Origin of the sequence: Methylobacterium gossipiicola, from assembly GCF_900113485.1 — a bacterium.
Lineage (GTDB): Bacteria > Pseudomonadota > Alphaproteobacteria > Rhizobiales > Beijerinckiaceae > Methylobacterium > Methylobacterium gossipiicola.
Window position 1 is genome coordinate 14,137 of record NZ_FOPM01000035.1, and the last position, 15,857, is coordinate 29,993.

At 70.7% G+C, this 15,857-nt stretch carries 13 protein-coding genes; 5 read left to right on the plus strand and 8 right to left on the minus strand.

Annotated features, from left to right (window positions below):
- Positions 1-46: 46 nt before the first annotated feature.
- Positions 47-793: an arginyltransferase gene (locus BM249_RS19600; RefSeq protein WP_091975150.1), complete on the plus strand. Its 747-nt coding sequence runs from the start codon at positions 47-49 to the stop codon at positions 791-793.
- 132 nt (positions 794-925) lie between these two features.
- Here BM249_RS19600 and BM249_RS19605 read toward each other — a convergent pair whose 3' ends face one another.
- The 7 genes from BM249_RS19605 to BM249_RS19635 form a co-directional block, all read right to left on the minus strand.
- A complete protein-coding gene (locus BM249_RS19605; RefSeq protein ID WP_091975152.1) occupies positions 926-3,073 on the minus strand; it encodes a helicase-related protein in 2,148 nt (715 codons plus the stop codon).
- A gap of 77 nt (positions 3,074-3,150) precedes the next feature.
- On the minus strand, positions 3,151-4,653 hold the full coding sequence (locus BM249_RS19610) for a DUF2252 domain-containing protein (protein ID WP_091975154.1): 1,503 nt from the start codon (positions 4,651-4,653) through the stop codon (positions 3,151-3,153).
- A gap of 201 nt (positions 4,654-4,854) precedes the next feature.
- Positions 4,855-5,802: an efflux RND transporter periplasmic adaptor subunit gene (locus BM249_RS19615; RefSeq protein WP_091975156.1), complete on the minus strand. Its 948-nt coding sequence runs from the start codon at positions 5,800-5,802 to the stop codon at positions 4,855-4,857.
- 49 nt (positions 5,803-5,851) lie between these two features.
- A complete protein-coding gene (locus BM249_RS19620; protein WP_091975157.1) occupies positions 5,852-6,061 on the minus strand; it encodes a DUF1656 domain-containing protein in 210 nt (69 codons plus the stop codon).
- A gap of 10 nt (positions 6,062-6,071) precedes the next feature.
- The gene (locus tag BM249_RS19625) at positions 6,072-8,114 is read right to left on the minus strand and encodes an FUSC family protein (RefSeq protein ID WP_091975160.1); all 2,043 of its coding nucleotides are present in this window, start codon (positions 8,112-8,114) and stop codon (positions 6,072-6,074) included.
- Positions 8,111-8,584: a MarR family winged helix-turn-helix transcriptional regulator gene (locus BM249_RS19630; RefSeq protein WP_091975161.1), complete on the minus strand. Its 474-nt coding sequence runs from the start codon at positions 8,582-8,584 to the stop codon at positions 8,111-8,113. Before BM249_RS19630 ends, BM249_RS19625 begins: the two co-directional genes overlap by 4 nt.
- Positions 8,585-8,697: 113 nt before the next feature.
- On the minus strand, positions 8,698-8,997 hold the full coding sequence (locus BM249_RS19635; protein ID WP_091975163.1) for a hypothetical protein: 300 nt from the start codon (positions 8,995-8,997) through the stop codon (positions 8,698-8,700).
- Positions 8,998-9,332: 335 nt separating this feature from the next.
- On the opposite strand from BM249_RS19635, the gene BM249_RS19640 reads away from it, so the two are divergent.
- Together BM249_RS19640 and BM249_RS19645 are read left to right on the plus strand one after the other, a co-directional pair.
- Entirely contained in the window at positions 9,333-11,495 is a 2,163-nt protein-coding gene (locus tag BM249_RS19640; RefSeq protein ID WP_091975165.1) for a molybdopterin-containing oxidoreductase family protein, read from the plus strand.
- Positions 11,496-11,651: 156 nt separating this feature from the next.
- Complete coding sequence (locus BM249_RS19645) at positions 11,652-12,041, plus strand: hypothetical protein (RefSeq protein ID WP_091975166.1); 390 nt, start codon at positions 11,652-11,654, stop codon at positions 12,039-12,041.
- Positions 12,042-12,050: 9 nt separating this feature from the next.
- Here BM249_RS19645 and BM249_RS19650 read toward each other — a convergent pair whose 3' ends face one another.
- Positions 12,051-12,353, minus strand: a complete 303-nt coding sequence (locus tag BM249_RS19650; RefSeq protein WP_091975168.1) for a hypothetical protein — start codon at positions 12,351-12,353, stop codon at positions 12,051-12,053.
- A gap of 142 nt (positions 12,354-12,495) precedes the next feature.
- Here BM249_RS19650 and htpG point away from each other — a divergent pair, with 142 nt between their 5' ends.
- Both htpG and BM249_RS19660 read left to right on the plus strand, forming a co-directional pair.
- A complete protein-coding gene (gene htpG, locus BM249_RS19655; RefSeq protein WP_091975172.1) occupies positions 12,496-14,343 on the plus strand; it encodes a molecular chaperone HtpG in 1,848 nt (615 codons plus the stop codon).
- Between the two features lie 61 nt (positions 14,344-14,404).
- A complete protein-coding gene (locus tag BM249_RS19660; protein WP_177232466.1) occupies positions 14,405-15,484 on the plus strand; it encodes a glycosyltransferase in 1,080 nt (359 codons plus the stop codon).
- Positions 15,485-15,857 lie beyond the last annotated feature (373 nt).

Consider the following 15,857-nt stretch of genomic DNA (forward strand, 5'->3'; position numbering starts at 1 on the left):
GTCTCGGGCCGCGTCGCGTGCCCCGAGGCCGCGAGCGAACAACCTTGTGACGAGCCATTCCCGCGACACGCCCCAATTCTATCTCACGGCTCCGTCCGCCTGCCCCTATCTGCCGGGGCAGGAGGAGCGGAAGGTGTTCACGCACCTCGTCGGACGCCGGGCCCGGGACCTCAACGAGATCCTGACCCAGGGCGGGTTCCGCCGCTCGCAGACCATCGCCTACCGGCCGGCCTGCGAGACCTGCCGCGCCTGCATCTCCGTGCGGGTGGTGGTGGCCGATTTCGTGCTCTCGGGAAGCCAGCGGCGCATCTTGCAACGCAACGCCGACCTCGTGGGCACACCGGAGCCGAACCGCCCGGCCTCGGAGCACTATGCCCTGTTCCGGCGCTACCTCGACGCCCGCCACGGCGACGGCGGCATGGTCGACATGACCGTGCTCGACTACGCCATGATGATCGAGGACAGCCACGTCGACACGCACCTCGTGGCCTATCGCCGGCGCGGACCGGACACGGCCATCAACGGCCGGGGCACCGGCCCCACCGTCGCCCTGTGCCTGACGGACGTCCTGTCGGACGGTCTCTCGATGGTCTATTCGTTCTACGACCCGACGGAGGCGCAACGCTCCCTCGGCACCCTAATGATCCTCGACCACATCCGCCGCGCCCGCGACCTCGGCCTGCCGTATCTCTACCTCGGCTACTGGGTCGAGGGCTCGCGCAAGATGGACTACAAGGCGAAGTTCCTGCCGCAGGAGCGCCTGACGGGGCCGGGCTGGCAGCGGGTGGAGTGAGGCGGCCGCGCAATCGCCGCGCCCGGACCAGTTTCGAACGATTCCCTTGCGTCCTCGGCGAGGACGGCACCCCTCTCCTTTCGTGAGGGGCAGTCCGTCTTGCCGATCGGAGGCGATCAACCTGAGCCGGTCTCACTCCGCCGCATTGGTTTCCCGCATTCGCGCCCGCTGCGTCACCGTCAGGGTCGCCGTCTCGCGCAGGGTCCGTTCGATGGCGGCATTCGCCCGTTCGCGCACGGCCCGCATGGCGGCGCCATCGTCGAAGGTGTCGGGGAAGCGGCGCGCCAGCCAGAGATAGGCGCTGGCGAGGCGGACCGTGCGTTCCTGATACGCGAGATCGCCGTGGGGATCGGCCCGCAGGGCCGGCACCGAGGCGCCGAGGGCGCGGGCCTGGAGCCAGCGTGCCACCACGGCGACGGCGATCGGGTCGCGCCGGTCGATGGGCGTGACCGCGAAGGCGAATTTTTCGCGGATGGGCAACGAGACTTGGTCCACGGCCTCGGCGGCGCCTAGGAACTCGTCGAGGGCCGAGGGCTGGAACGGCGAGCCCTCATAGAAGGTCGCCCGGGTGAAATGCGCCATGACGGCGCTGAGCGAATCGGTGCCGAGTTCGGCCGCGGCCGCCTCGATGGCGGCGAGGTCGGGCCGAACGAAGAACCGGGTGTCGGCGGCCGGGGCCGTGGGGGCGCCCGACAGGGCGTCACGCACCGGCCCCATGGCGTCGTCGTCGGTGGCGGCGACGTAGCCCGCCTCCTGATGGCCGAACCGCCCGGCCCGTCCGGCGATCTGGCGAATCTCCGCATTGGTGAGGGCGCGCTCCGCGCTGCCGTCCCACTTGCGGACGGCCGCGAAGATCACGCGCTTGAGGGGGCCGAGATTGAGCCCCATGCCGATGGCGTCCGTGGTCACCAGCACCTCGGCCTCGCCGTCGCGGAACCGCGTCGCCTCGGCCCGGCGGACCTCCGGCGATAGGGCGCCGTAGATGGTGGCGACGCTGCGCCCGGCGGCCACGAGGGTTTCACGGTGCTCGTGCACGGCCCGGCGCGAGAACGCCACCACGGCGTCACCCGGCGCGACCTCCTCCAGGGGCACGGGCGCGTCGAGGGCGATGAGGGGCGTCTTGCGCGTGAAGGTGACGACGTCGAGGGATTCGCCCGCCGCCTCCGCCGCCCGGCGCACGGCCGAGAGCGCATCCTCGGCGCCGCAGACGATGACGAGGCGGGCGGGGATCCCGAACAGGGCGTTGGTCCAGGCCCAGCCCCGGTCGGGGTCCGACAGCATCTGGATCTCGTCGATGACCGCGACGTCGATGGGGCGGCGCAGGTCCGCCGTCTCGATGGTGCGGGCCGTGTGCGTCGGGTCGGCCTCGCCGAGGATTTCCTCGCCCGTGACCATGCCGGCGCGCAGGCCGCGCGCCGCGAGGGCCTCGTAATTCTCGAGGGCCAGGAGCCGCAGGGGCGCGAGGTAGGCACCCGTCGCGGCCTTGGTCAGGGCTTCGACGGCCGCGTAGGTCTTGCCGGAATTCGTCGGCCCCATGTGGAAGACGATGCGTCGGTTGAGGCGCCGGGCGGCGGCGAATTTGTCGATGTAGCTGCCGAACCCGGCCCGGTCGCGCAGGCGCCGGGTGCCGGACGCCTCCTGCGCCACCACCCGCCCCCGGGCGCGCACGGCCTTCAGGGTGTCGAGGATCGTGGCGGCGGCGTCCGGTCCGTCCGCGAACACCCGCGAACGCAGGGAGCGGTCGAGATGGGCGATATACGTGACGGCATCCGCGCCCGCCTCGGTCATGTCGGCGCGGATCTGGTCGCGCAGGCGCAGGATGGTTCGGTTGAGGCTTCCCCGCAGGCGGCCGGCGGTCTGCAGCACGCGGGCGCGCAGGGCGTCGAGGCGCCAGGACGGATCGTTGCCCAGCGCCATCTCGTCGAGGATCTCGGCGGCTTCCGCATCCGGCACCGTGTCGATGCGCAGGTCGAGGCGGTTGTCGTCGAGGAGCGGACACAGCACCCGCACCCGCCAGTGCAGCGTGCCGTCCGGATCGGTCTCGGCCCGCAGGGCCGGGATCGCCTGGATCAGGGCGGGAACCCCGTTCCGGGCGAAATCCCGGCGGGCGTCGGAAGCCCGCAGGGCTTGCGCCACCGCCGCATCCTCGCAGACCCCGCCCCGCTCGGGCAGGCCGAGCCGTTCGCGCAGGGCCTCGCGGTCCACGGCCCCGGCCGCGATGCCGAGGCGGTGGAGCGCATCGGCGAGGAAGTCCGTGGTCCGGTGGATGCGTCGCGCCATGCCCTACCCTTCCGGGGGCGGCTCCGAGAATCAAGCGCCCCCGCGCCGTCGTCCCCCGCCGGCCCCCGGCCGATTCGTCACAGATGCGGATCGGAGGCCGCCTCGAGGCGGCCGCTGGCGATGGCGGCGTGGAAGGTTTCGTAATCCGCCTGGTTGCGCTCGCCATAGGCCTGCGCCCAATCGGCCAGGGCCTCGCGCAGATCGGCGTGGCGGTCCTTGCCGCAATAGCCCGCGATGGCCGCCGCATCGCCCGTGCGGGCATGGGCCCGGGCGAGGAGCGCGCCGTAGGCCCAGGAGAAGTACAGGAGCGGTTGCCCGGTCATACACGAGACCGGGATCTCGCCCTTCATGTTCTTCATCTGGCGGACATAGAACGGGCGGTCCGCGATGGTCGTCCAGCCGAGCAGCGGATCGCCCACCGCCTGGAGCAGGCGCTGGCCGTAGATCACCCGCTCGCCCTCGTGGCTGGCATAGGGCTCGGGCATGCCGGGCAGATAGGGCGCGTGGGCGGGGCGCACCGCCTCCTTCACCTGGAGGAAGAGCACGTCCCGGTCGGAGTTGCCGCACAGGAGGGCGACGTAGGCGCGGGTGCCGACGCTGCCGACCCCGACGACGCGATGGGCGACATCGACCACATGGTAGCGGCTCAGCATGAACCGGCGCTCGCGCGGCAGGGTGTCGGCATAGTGTTCGAGGCCGGAGATCACCGCCTCACGGGTGGCCTCGTCCACGGGGGTGAGGATCGGGGGATCCTCGCGGAAGCGCCAGCCGCCATCGACCCGGCGCTCGCCGACCCGGTCGAGCAGGGTCCGATTGTTGCGCTTGCGTGCCTTCTCCACCGCCTTGTGGACCACGGCCTGCGACTCGGCGTCGATGCGAATGCCGGAGAAGTCGAGGCTCTCGGCCCGCGCCGCCTGCTGCCAGACATCCAGCGGCCCCTGGGGCGCGAGGTCCAGCATCGCGTGCTGGTAGCCGCCCACCGCCGCCGTGACGGCGGCCCGGCGCTCGCTCGCGGGCACGTCGTCGCCCCGCGCCGCCACCTCGATACTGGCGACGAGGCGCTTGAGATCCCATTCCCACGGGCCGATGGTGACCTCGTCGAAATCGTTGAGGTCGAGCACCACGTCGCGCTGGGGCGTGCCGAACAGGCCGAAATTGGAGATGTGCGCGTCGCCGTTCATCGCCACCATGATGCCGCTGCGGGGCGAGTGCGCGAGGTCCCAGGCCATGACGTGGGCCGCCCCCCGCAGGAACGCGAACGGCGAACTCGCCATGCGGGCCACCCGCAGGGGAATGAGATGGGGCTGGCGGCCCTCATGCGCGCCCTCGATGAGGCTGACGGGGTCTGGCCGATCCTCCGGGATCATGAGCGCCGCGTGGCTCGCGTGCGGCACGGTCTCGCGCAGGGTCTTGCCGGCGGCCCGGCGCTTCTCCCAGGGCTCGCCGGCCCCGCGCAGGTCGATGCGCGGATAATCGGCCAGGGGTTCGAGGACCACCGCTTCGGCCGCCTTCGCGTCGGGCGTCTCCGGGCTCTCCACCGGGGCTCCCTCGTGTTCGTCGAAATCGTTCGCGCGTTCCATGATGCCGATCCGTCGTGGCCCTCGTGACGACAACCTGAGCCGTCGCCGATCGTTGCCGCCGGATGGATTAAAGCCGTGAACGAATCGTATGTGGGCGGTCCGCGCCGACGCCTCCCCTTGGGCGCCGTCGGATTCGCGCGGATCAGGGGCGTCCGGGCTCCGTGGCGACGGCGCGGAGACTCGCGATTCAGGATTTCGCCCTCAGCGGGTGCCCCCCTCCCCGGCGACGCCCTGGAGCGCGCCGCGCACGGCGCCGAACAGGCTGACATGCGGGGGCTCGCCGTTGGATTCGATCGCGACCGTCGCGGTGCGGCCCGAGACCAGCCGGGTGTCGTCGGGAACGCCGTCGAGCTTGATCCGCACGGGGATGCGCTGCGCCAGCCGCACCCAGGCGAAGGTCGGGTTGACGCTGGCGAGCAGGCTGGAGCCGGCCGTGCGCTCGCGATCCTCGATGCCGCCGGCGAAGCTCTCCACATGGCCCGTGAGGGTGGCGTCATCGCCCATCAGGTGGATGCGGGCCCGGTCGCCCACATGGATGCGCGCCAGCTTGGTTTCCTCGAAATAGCCCTCGACCCGCACGGTGTCGCTGTCGATGAGCGCCATCACCCCGTGCCCGGTGGAGACGTAGGTGCCGGGGCGCAGGCCCATGTTGGTGATGCGCCCGTTGACCGCCGCCTTCACCGCCGAGCGGTCGAGGTTGAGCTTGGCGAGGTCGCGGTCGGCCGTCGCCTGGGCGTAGGCGGCCTTCGCCTCCAGGTCGGCGGCCTGCGCGGCCTCGACCCGCTGCTGGGAGGCGGCGGCGTCGCTCAGCTTCAGGTAGCGGGCATAATCGGCGGCGGCCTGCGTTGCGGTGGCCTTCTTGCCCTCCACCACCGCCTCGGCCTGGCGCAGGGCCAGGGCGAAGCGGTCCGGGTCGATCCGGAACAGCACGTCGCCCCGCTTCACCACCTGATTGTCCGCGATCAGGACTTCGGTGACGAGGCCGGACACGTCGGGGGCCACCTGCACCACGTCGGCCCGCACCCGCCCGTCCCGGGTCCAGGAGGCCTGCATGTAGTAGTCCCACAGGGCCAGCCCGACCACGATGGCGACGGCGACCATACCGAGGGTGACGAGGAGGCGGGCCGAGAGGGCGAGGAACCGGGGCATCGGGGATTCCGGAAGGTCTGTCGGGAAAGAAGCGGCGGCCGTGGGCGGCTCACCGGGTGAGCGGCACCGCCACCGCGACCACGGCACCGAGGAGCACGACGTAGAGGGCGAGGTCGAACAGGGGCCGGTGCCAGACCAAGCGATAGAACCCGGTCCAGGCCAGCCCCCGCCGCAGGGGCAGGCTGATCGCGAAGGCGATCAGCATCCAGGCGGCCAGGCTCGGCACGAAGACGCCGTAGAGGTCGAGTTCACCCGTCATGGTCCACCCGTCATGCCGCGAGGTCCGGTTGCGTGGTCGGGCGCGGGCTCGAACGGTAGGGAGCCGCGTCGGGAAACAGGCCGCGCCGGATGCCCACGAGCCCCATCAGCGCGGCGTGTCCGGAGGGCCGCTGCGGCCCACGGGAAACGGCCGCGAGGGCGTCGTCGATGCGCGTGAGCAGTTCCGGCGCCGCCGCCGCGGGCTTGGCCCGGAAGTGCCCCGCCAGGGTGCCGAGCAAAGCCTCGACCGCCGCGCGGGCCTCCCGCGGGAGGTGGCGCCGGTCGCGCCGCAACTCCACCAGGTTGATGCCGACCCGGACCTCGGCGAGGAGGTCGGCGGTCCATTCGGCATCGTCGGACGGCAGGGCGGCGAGGCGCGGCGCGATCAGGCCGACGCGGTCGAGCATGAGGGCGGCGAGTTCGAGGCCGTTCTGCGCGCCCTGGCGCTCGGCGGCGCGGGCCAGATCACGGCGGTTGACCGCCCGGAGGCGCCGCGCCGACCAGCCGGCGCCGACGGAGCGCACGAGGCGGGTGACGATGGCGGCCACCCACAGGCCGACGACCACCGCGATGGAGGAATTGGCGAAGGCAGCGAAATCGGCGCTGTAGCTGCCCTGGAGGGCGATCGTCGCCGAGCCGTTGACCGCCGCCCCCATGGCGAGGGGCGCGGTCTTCGGCTGGGTCATGAACACACCGCAGGCGAGAAAGGCCGGGGCCAGCGCCAGGACCAGCATCTCGAAGGTGGTCGCGAGGGGCAGGATCGCGAACAGGTAGGCCCCCGCCACGAGGGCGCCGAGGATCGCCGAATTGGCGAAGTTGACGATGAACGGCGCCGGGTCGTCCTGGGCGGCGAAGAAGCTGCACCCCACCGCCGCCATCATCGGCGCGGCCGCGCCGTGCGGCCATCCGGTCGCGATCCAGATGGCGCAGGTGAGGAGGATGGTCAGGAACACGCCGACCCCCGAGAGGAAAGCCATGCCGTGGTCGCGGTGGCGGATGGTGCGCGCCGCCGCCGTGTACCGGAAGCTCAGCCCCTCGGTGACGGGCGAACCGTCCGCGATGTGCCGCTGCAGCAGGCGGGCATCCTGGCGCAGGTCGATGAAGTCGCGCAGGCGCGCCAGCAGGCTGGCGAGGACCAGGGCGTCCCAGGACGCTCCCTCGCCGAGGGCCGGTTCGAGGTCGTGGGCGGCGGCCTTCAGGCGCTCGGCGCGCGCCGGCTCCGTCGCGCCGGAGGTGAGCCAGGCGGCGGTGTCGTCGAGGAGGGTGCGCAGGCGTTCCGGCACGGCGCCCGCGCGTTCCAGCGTCTCGATGCGGTCCGCGATGGCTGAGGCGATGGGCAGGAACATCAGCATGTGCTGGCGTAGGGTCGCCATCGCCTCGGCGGAGCGTTCGGCCCCGGTCATGTCGTAGCGCAGGGGCGTCGCCAGGGCGTCGAAGGCGACGGCCTCCGAGGCCAGCTTCAACCGCGTCGCCTGGGTATCCGTCGTCGCGCGGGCGCGACCCAGGACGGCGACGACCCAGCCCCGGGCATCGCGCAGCCAGATATCGAGCCGGGCGGCGATCACGGGCGCCACGGATTGCGGCAGCACCACCGTGTTGACGAGGCTGGCGCAGAGGATGCCGAGGGTGATTTCTTCCGCCCGCGCGACGGCGGTGTCGAACATCGTTCCGGGATCGCCGACGGCGGGAAAGCCGATCAGCGCCGCCGTGTAGCCGCCGAGCATCATGAGGTAGCTGCGCGGGGTGCGGTCGAGCAGGGAAACGTACAGGCAGGTGGCGACCCAGAGGGCGATGGCGAGGGTCAGGAGTTCCGGGGCATTGACGAGGTTCGGCACGAGCGCGACCGTGACCACGGCCCCCAGCAGGGTGCCCAGCACCCGGTAGAGCGCCTTCGAACGGGTGGCCCCGGCGAGCACCTGGCTGGTGATGTAGACGGTGCCGAGCGCCCAGTAGGGATTCGGCAGGTCGATCCAGAACGCCAGGAACAGAGCCGACATCCCGGCCGCGAAGGTCTTCAGGGAGAAGGCCCAGGCGCGCCACCCCGGAAGGGTCATACGGCGGCCTCCCGCATGCCCGGCGCGGCGGCGGCGGCTCGGGCCGCGAAGTCCCGCACCGTCCGGAACACCCGCAGGCTCGCCCGCGGCTCGTCGGGATCGACATCGCCGAACATCGCCGCGCGCGAGCGGTCGAGTTCGATTTCCATCCCGGCGACGAACCGCTCGCCTTCCAGGGCGAGGCCGAGCACCTTCGCGCGCCGGTCGCCCGGATCCACGGCGCGGACCACCAGCCCGGCCTTCTCGCACCGGTCGAGCGGGCGCATCAGCGACGGCCCCTCAATGCCCATCGCCTCGGCGAGGGCGTGCTGACGCGCTGCGTTCCCTGAACGCGCGATCATCACCAGGGGCAGCGCCGTGGCCTCCGAGAGCCCGTGCCGTTCCGCCACCCTATCGGCGAGGCGACGCCACTGCCGTCCCGTCACGAGCAGGGTTTGGGGATAGGCTCGGCTGAGCTCGCGCCGGTTCATCGCTGTCGCCTCCTGCCGAGCCCCGCGCGGCGATCCGCCTGACCGCAGACAGATCCAGAGCGAGCTATCTGGTTGGGGGCGCTTTTCAAGCGCCCCCCGAACGCCGCGCGACGTCAACGGGATCTGGAGCTTGCCCCCGACATGGGAAATCGCGACCGGCCGGGCGATGCGGGCCGCGCCCGGGAACCGGCCTGTCCCGTGGCGGCGGCCCACAATCCGCGTCCGGACACGGCCTCGGTGTTGGCCTTGGCCACGCCCGTCTGCTCGACCCGCCGCATCAGCGTGCGTGATTTCGCCTCGTGCACGGCCGCGAGGGCCATGAACAGACGGCGCTCGGCGGGATGCCGGGCCTGTTCCGAGCAGGCTTTCAGCGTTGCGGCATATCTGAGGTGTTCCAACAGTCGTTCGAGCATCTTGCACTCCGCACCCGCCCCGATCCTACCGACCGGATATGCCCAGGGGGTAAAGATGCCTTTGCGTGAGCCGGAACGCCGGCGGCGCCATGGGTTCCAGCCTCGACGCGACCCAGACGCATCAGGATCGTGGGCGCGGAAAACCCCAGCCGCCCCGGCTTCCCGCCCGTATCGCTGTCCGAAGACTTGCCTTGCCACCGATTTGGCTCGTCATCGGCTTGCCCCCTCCGCCGGATCGCAATTTGGAATCGTTGGCAACTTAATGCATTCTAAGAGCGAACTGAGGCGCCTTCCAAGAGCCCACGAAGGCCGGGCGTCCGATGCGCGGAGGAAACATGAACGAAATCGTCAAGCCCGACTCCCTGATCGTGGCCGAAGCCGAGAGCCTGACGGAGACCTTCTTCGGCGGCTGCCCGCATGATTGCCCGGATACCTGCTCGATGCTGTTCGAGGTGAAGGACGGGGAGCTGCTCGGTGTGCGCGGCAACCCGGATCATCCGATGACCCGCGGCGGCCTCTGCGTGAAGCTGAAGGACTACGAGAAGCGCCACTACCATCCCGACCGGCTGCTCTACCCGATGAAGCGGGCCGGGCCGAAGGGGTCGAAGCAGTTCGAGCGCATCACCTGGGACGAGGCGCTGGACACCATCGCGTCGCGCTGGAAGGCGATCATCGACCAGCATGGTCCGCAGGCCATCGTGCCCTACAGCTACCTCGGCAACCAGGGCCTCGTGCACGGGCTGAACGGCGGCGACGCCTTCTTCAACCGCATGGGCGCCACGGTCACCGAGCGGACCTTTTGCGGCGAAGGCTCCTGCACCGCGTGGCTCCTCACCGTCGGCCCGACGGCGGGCCTCGACCCCGACAGCTACATCCACTCCAAATACATCGTCATCTGGGCCTGCAACTCGGTCAGCACCAACCTGCACCATTGGGCGATCGTGAAGGACGCGCAGAAAAAGGGCGCCAAGGTCGTCGTGATCGACACCTACGCCTCGCGCACCGCCAAGGCCGCCGACTGGCACATCGCCCCGAAGCCCGGCACCGACGGCGCGCTCGCCATGGCGCTGATCAACTCCATCATCGAGCAGGGCCTCGTCGATCAGGACTATGTCGACAACTACACGGTCGGCTTCGAGGAGTTGAAGGAGCGGGCGAGCCCCCGCACGCCCGAATGGGCCGCCGAGATCACCGGCGTGCCGGCCGACGACATCCGCAAGCTCGCCCGCGAGATGGCGACCGAGCAGCCGGTGGGCATCCGCATGGGTGTGGCCCTGGAGCGCCATTACGGCGGCGGCCAGACCATCCGGGCGGTGTCGTCCATCCCGGCCCTCACCGGCGCGTGGCGCCATGTCGGCGGCGGCGTCACGCAGTTCGGCGTGTGGGAGCACCCCTACAAGTTCGACGTGATGTGCCGGCCCGACCTGATCCCGGAGGGAACCCGCGTCGTCTCCAACCTGCAGATCGGCCGGGCGCTCACCGGCGAGCTGAAGCTCGACCCGCCCATCCTGTCGATGATGTGCTGGAACTCGAACCCCGTCACGCAAGCGCCCGAGACGGACAAGATCGTCGAGGGCCTGATGCGCGAGGACCTGTTCATGGTCTCGGCCGAGCACTTCCTCTCCGACACCGCCTCCTATGCCGACATCGTGCTTCCCGCGACCATGGGCGCCGAGATGGAGGACATGATCCTGTCCTGGGGCCACCTTTATCTCACCTACAACACCAAATGCGCCGAGGCGCCCGGCGAGGCGATCCCGAACAACGAGATCTTCCGCCAGCTCGCGGCCCGGCTCGGCTACGAGGACGAGAACTTCAAGTGGACCGACACGGAGTGCCTGGAGCACTACGTCGATTGGTCGTCCCCGGCCTGTGAGGGCATCGACCTCGCCTACCTGCGCCAGCACGGCTTCGCCCGCCTGAAGGTCGGCACGCCCGACGACCGGGCGCCGCATCGCGAGGGCAACTTCCCGACGCCGACGGGCAAGTGCATGTTCATGGTCGAGGGCGCCACGAACTTCGTCGCCCCGCCGTTCCGGCAGATGTACGAGGGCTTCCAGCCCGGCGAGGCCCTCGACCCGCTGCCCGACTACCTCGGCCCACGCGAATCCCACACCAACGATCCGGAATTGGCCAAGCGCTTCCCGCTCAACATCGTCTCGCCGAAAAGCCACTACTTCTTGAACTCCTGCTACGCCAACATGGAGGACAAGCAGAAGGGCCAGGGCGAGCAGTTCGTGATGATCAACCAAGCCGATGCCGACACCCGTGGCATCCGCGACGGGGACCGGGTGCAGGTCGCCAACGATCGCGGCGCCTTCAAGGGCGTGGCGCGCATCACCGACGACGTGAGGCCGGGCATCGTGGTGGCGACGCTGGGCTACTGGCGTCAGCTCAACGAAGGCACCGTCAACAGTATCTCGTCGGGTGCCTTCACCGATATGGGCCATGCTCCGAGCTTCTCGGACAACCTTGTCGAGGTTTCGCGCTCCAACTAGCCGCCACGCCCTCGGTCCAGGCCCCATGGGGCCTGGACCGCGCGGTCTTGATCGGACCGGCTCCCGGTGGCACCGCCGCAACGATCCGGGCGGACCGGACGTTTCCACGGCGCACGCCATCACGGGAGGGCCGGCTTGAACCCCACGCAGACAGCGATGACCGAGGAAACCGGGGAGACGGCCCTCGCCCAGACGGTCCGGCGCGCGGCGGCGCAGGCCCGGCGCCGCGCGGCGGCTTTTCCCGCGTCGGTGAGTGGGGACGACCTGCCCTGGGCGGTGATCGAGGCGTTCGACGCCGATATCCGTGGCCATGTCGAGCGTGACCGCCGGATCGAGGGCGAGCGCGACCGCGTGCTCATCGCGGCCGTCAACCTCGCCGAGACCCGTCCGGAGGATGGCGCGGACGCCGTCGAGGCGGCGCGGGCCGCCCTCGTGGACGCCATCGACTACCTCGAACAGGCGGTGCTCCGGTTCGGCATCGTCAATGCCGCCGCCGCGCGCCACGGCCTCGGCGGGGCGGGCCGGCCCGTGGCGGCGCGGCCCTGAGGATCGCGCCTATGACACGACCTTGAGATCGTCGAGGGAAACGTCGCCCGATTGGCTGGTGAAGCGCGGCGCACCGCCGCTCGCCTGCTGCACGCCGGAGATCCTGTGATCGCCGCTGTCGTAGGTCTTGAGCGTCCCGTCGGTCTCGACGAGGAGGCGGTGAGCCTCGGGAAAGAACGCGTAGCGCAGGCCGTTCTGGCCACCGCTGCTCGCGGGCTGGCCGAGATCCTTCGGCCACCACGGTTCGGCGCCCTTCATGGGTTTCATCGGTTCCATGGGCTTCATCGGTTCCATCGGCTTCATCGGTTCCATGGCGGGCCTCCTCGGGGGTGGATGAACCGCAAGGCTACGCTCGAACCCCCGGAAGGTTGCAGCCGGCCGTGCCGCGCCATTGAATTCGGCCGCCGCCGCCCGCATATCGCGCGCATTCCTCGCAACCTTCGGAGACGACCCCTTGAGCGACACCGTGGAGCGGCACGAATTCGGTGCCGAGGTCGGACGCCTGTTGGACCTTGTGGTCCACGCCCTCTATTCCGACCGTGAGATCTTTCTGCGGGAACTCGTGGCCAACGCGGCCGACGCCATGGACCGGCGCCGCTTCGAGGCCCTGACCGACCAGGCCTCCGCCCTGCCCCCCGATGCCAAGGTCCGCATCGTCCCCGATAAGACCGCCCGCACCCTCACCCTGTCGGATGCCGGGATCGGCATGACCAAGGCCGAGCTCGCCCAGAACCTCGGCACCATCGCGCGCTCCGGCACCCGCGCCTTCAGCCAGTCCCTTGGGGACGCGAAGGCCGAGGACCGCCCGAGCCTCATCGGCCAGTTCGGCGTCGGCTTCTACTCCGCCTTCATGGTCGCCGACCGGGTCACCGTCACGTCGCGCCGCGCCGGCTCCGACGAGGCCTGGACCTGGGCCTCCGACGGCCAGGGCGCCTACACCCTCGAGCCGGCGACCCGCGCCGAACCCGGCACCGACATCGTGCTGCACCTCAAGGAAGATGCCGGCGAGTACCTCGAAGGCTACCGCCTCGATCACGTCGTGCGCAAATGGGCCGACCACATTACCGTGCCCATCGCATTGGTGGAGGACGGCAAGGAGGAGACGGCCAACCAGGGCACCGCCCTGTGGCGCAAGTCCAAATCCGAGATCACGCCCGAGCAGTACACCGAGTTCTATCGCCATGTCGGCATGAACTTCGACGAGCCCTGGGCCACCCTGCACTGGCGGGCCGAAGGGGCGCTCGAATTCTCCGCCCTGCTGTTCGTGCCCGGCATGAAACCGTTCCAGGCGGTGGAGAACGAGCGCGCCAGCAAGGTACGCCTGCATGTGCGCCGGATGTTCATCACCGACGAGGCCGAGCTGCTGCCCCCGTGGCTGCGCTTCGTCCAGGGTGTGGTCGACACCGAAGACCTGCCCCTCAACGTCTCCCGCGAGATGCTGCAGGCGACGCCCGTGCTCACCAAGATCCGCCGGGCGGTGACCGGCCGCGTGCTCACGGAACTCACCAACCGGGCCAAGGACGCAGAGGGCTACACCCCGTTCTGGGAGAATTTCGGCCCCGTCCTCAAGGAGGGCATCTACGAGGACCACGAGCGCCGGGGCGAGATCGCCCCGCTCTTGCGCTTCCACTCCTCGGCGCAGGATGGCTGGACGTCGCTCCCCGACTATGTCTCGCGCATGAAGGATGGCCAGGAGGCGATCTACTACCTCGTCGCCGACGATGCCGATGCCTTGAAGACCTCGCCCCAGCTCGAAGGCTTCCGCGCCCGTGGCATCGAGGTGCTGCTGCTGTCCGACCACGTCGATGCGTTCTGGCCGGAGGCGCTGGGCCGTTTCGACGACAAGCCGCTGCGCTCGATCACCCAGGGCTCCATCGATCTCGCGAAATTCGCGGGCGAGGCCGATGCCGGCGAGGCTCCGGCCTCCGTCGATGCCCTGGTCGCGGCGCTCAAGACCGCCCTCGCGGCGGACGTGTCGGAAGTTCGCGCCACGGACCGCCTGGTGGAGAGCGCCGTGGTGCTCTCGGCGTCGAGCGGCGGCCCGGACCTGCAGATGCAGCGACTCCTGCGCCGGGCCGGACGGGGCGGCGGCAGCCTGCCGGTGCTGGAGATCAACCCGCGCCATCCCCTGATCCGCTCCCTCGCCGACCGGGTCGCCACGGAGGAGGACATCGCCGAGGCCGCCGGTACCCTCCTCGACCTCGCCCGCGTTCAGGATGGCGACACCCCGCGCGATCCCGTGGCGTTCGCTCGCAAGGTCGCCGCCGCCCTCGCCGGTGCCGCGTCGGCCCCGGCCGCGTGATCCACGCCTCTTCCAGGAAACCCCCTGCCCCGGCCCGCATTCCCGTGCGGGCCGGGACCCTGTGAAAATCCTGCTTCCCACCCTCTACGACACCCGTGGCGGCTCGACCCGGGTGCTCCTCGCCGCCGCGCAGGCCCTGCGTCCAGGCCACGCCGTCACCGTCCGGGCGCCGTTGCCCGAGGCCGACGAGCCGGTGCCGCCCCTTTTTCCCTCGCGCCCCCTGACGGGGCGATGGCGCAAGCTCGCCGTGCTGCCGGTCCTCGCGCGCCTCGTGGCGCGGGAAGCCCTGGCCCTGCGTCGCCTGCGGCCGGACGTGATCCACGTCCACGACGAGCCGAGCCTCTACGTCTACGGCCTCGCCGCCCGGTTCTCACGCCCCCGCCCCCACCTCCTGTGGCACCTGCACGCCGATGCCGGCCGGGGTCGCCTCGCGCGCCTGCGCGTCGCCCTCGCGGATTCCTGCATCCTCATCAGCGATCACATCGCGCCGCCCGAGGGCCTGCCCGCGACCCTGATCCGCAACCCTCTTCCCGCCCTGGCGCCCCTCCCCGCTCCGGGCGGCGATCCCCTCGCGCGCCTCGCCGTGGTCGGCGCCATCGTGCCGCGCAAGGGCCAGGACCTCGCCGTGGACGCCCTCGCGCGCCTGCGCCCGGCACATCCGCAAGCCCGCCTCACCCTCATCGGCCCGGAACTCGATGCGGCTTACGCCGCGACCCTGCGAAGCCGGATCGCGGCCCTGGGCCTGGAGGAGGCCGTGGACTTCGCGGGCGAGCGCCCGCCCGAGACGGCGTTCGCGGGCGTCGGCCTCGCGCTGTTTCCCTCCCGGGCCGAGGCCCAGCCCCTCGCCCTCGCGGAAGCCCTCGCCCGCGCCCTCCCCATCGCGGCGAGCGACATCCCCGCCCACCGCGCGATGCGGGCGGCGACGCAGGCCACCGCCCTCTCCCTCGCTTCCCTCACGCCGGAAGCCGACGCACCCGACGCCCTCGCGACGGCGATCCTCACCGCCGCCCGCACCCTCCCCTCGCCCGACCTGGCCGCCCGCACCCGCGCCCTCCACGACCCCGCCCGCTTCGCGGAAGCCCTGCGCGCGCGCATCGCCGCGTTGGCCGCCGACCTGTCTCAGCGATCGCCCGCGGGATAGGGTTCGAGCCCGGATCTGGAGTTCGGCGATCAGATGCATCGGAATCACCTCAATCCCGACGCTACCTTCGTCTTGCCGCCCACCCCCGGTAATGATCCGATGAGAAGCTGGTCGATTTCCAAGTCGTTCTATGTATCGGGTAGGAGATCCTTTGCTCGACGCAGGCGGCCGGCGTCCCGCACCGCCGAAACCTCGACAGAAGGGGTGGCGCCGTCGCGGGGCGCTTGCTTTTGGATTGTTTGCTCCCACAGATGCAGGTGGTGTGAACAGATGCCCCTTATTTGTTGTAGGCTTAGCTTTCGAAATTTAAGCGTCTAGGGCGTGTCATCGCTTGAGCCAATCGAGGGCGGCTGCGAGGCAGAGGACGCCGGTG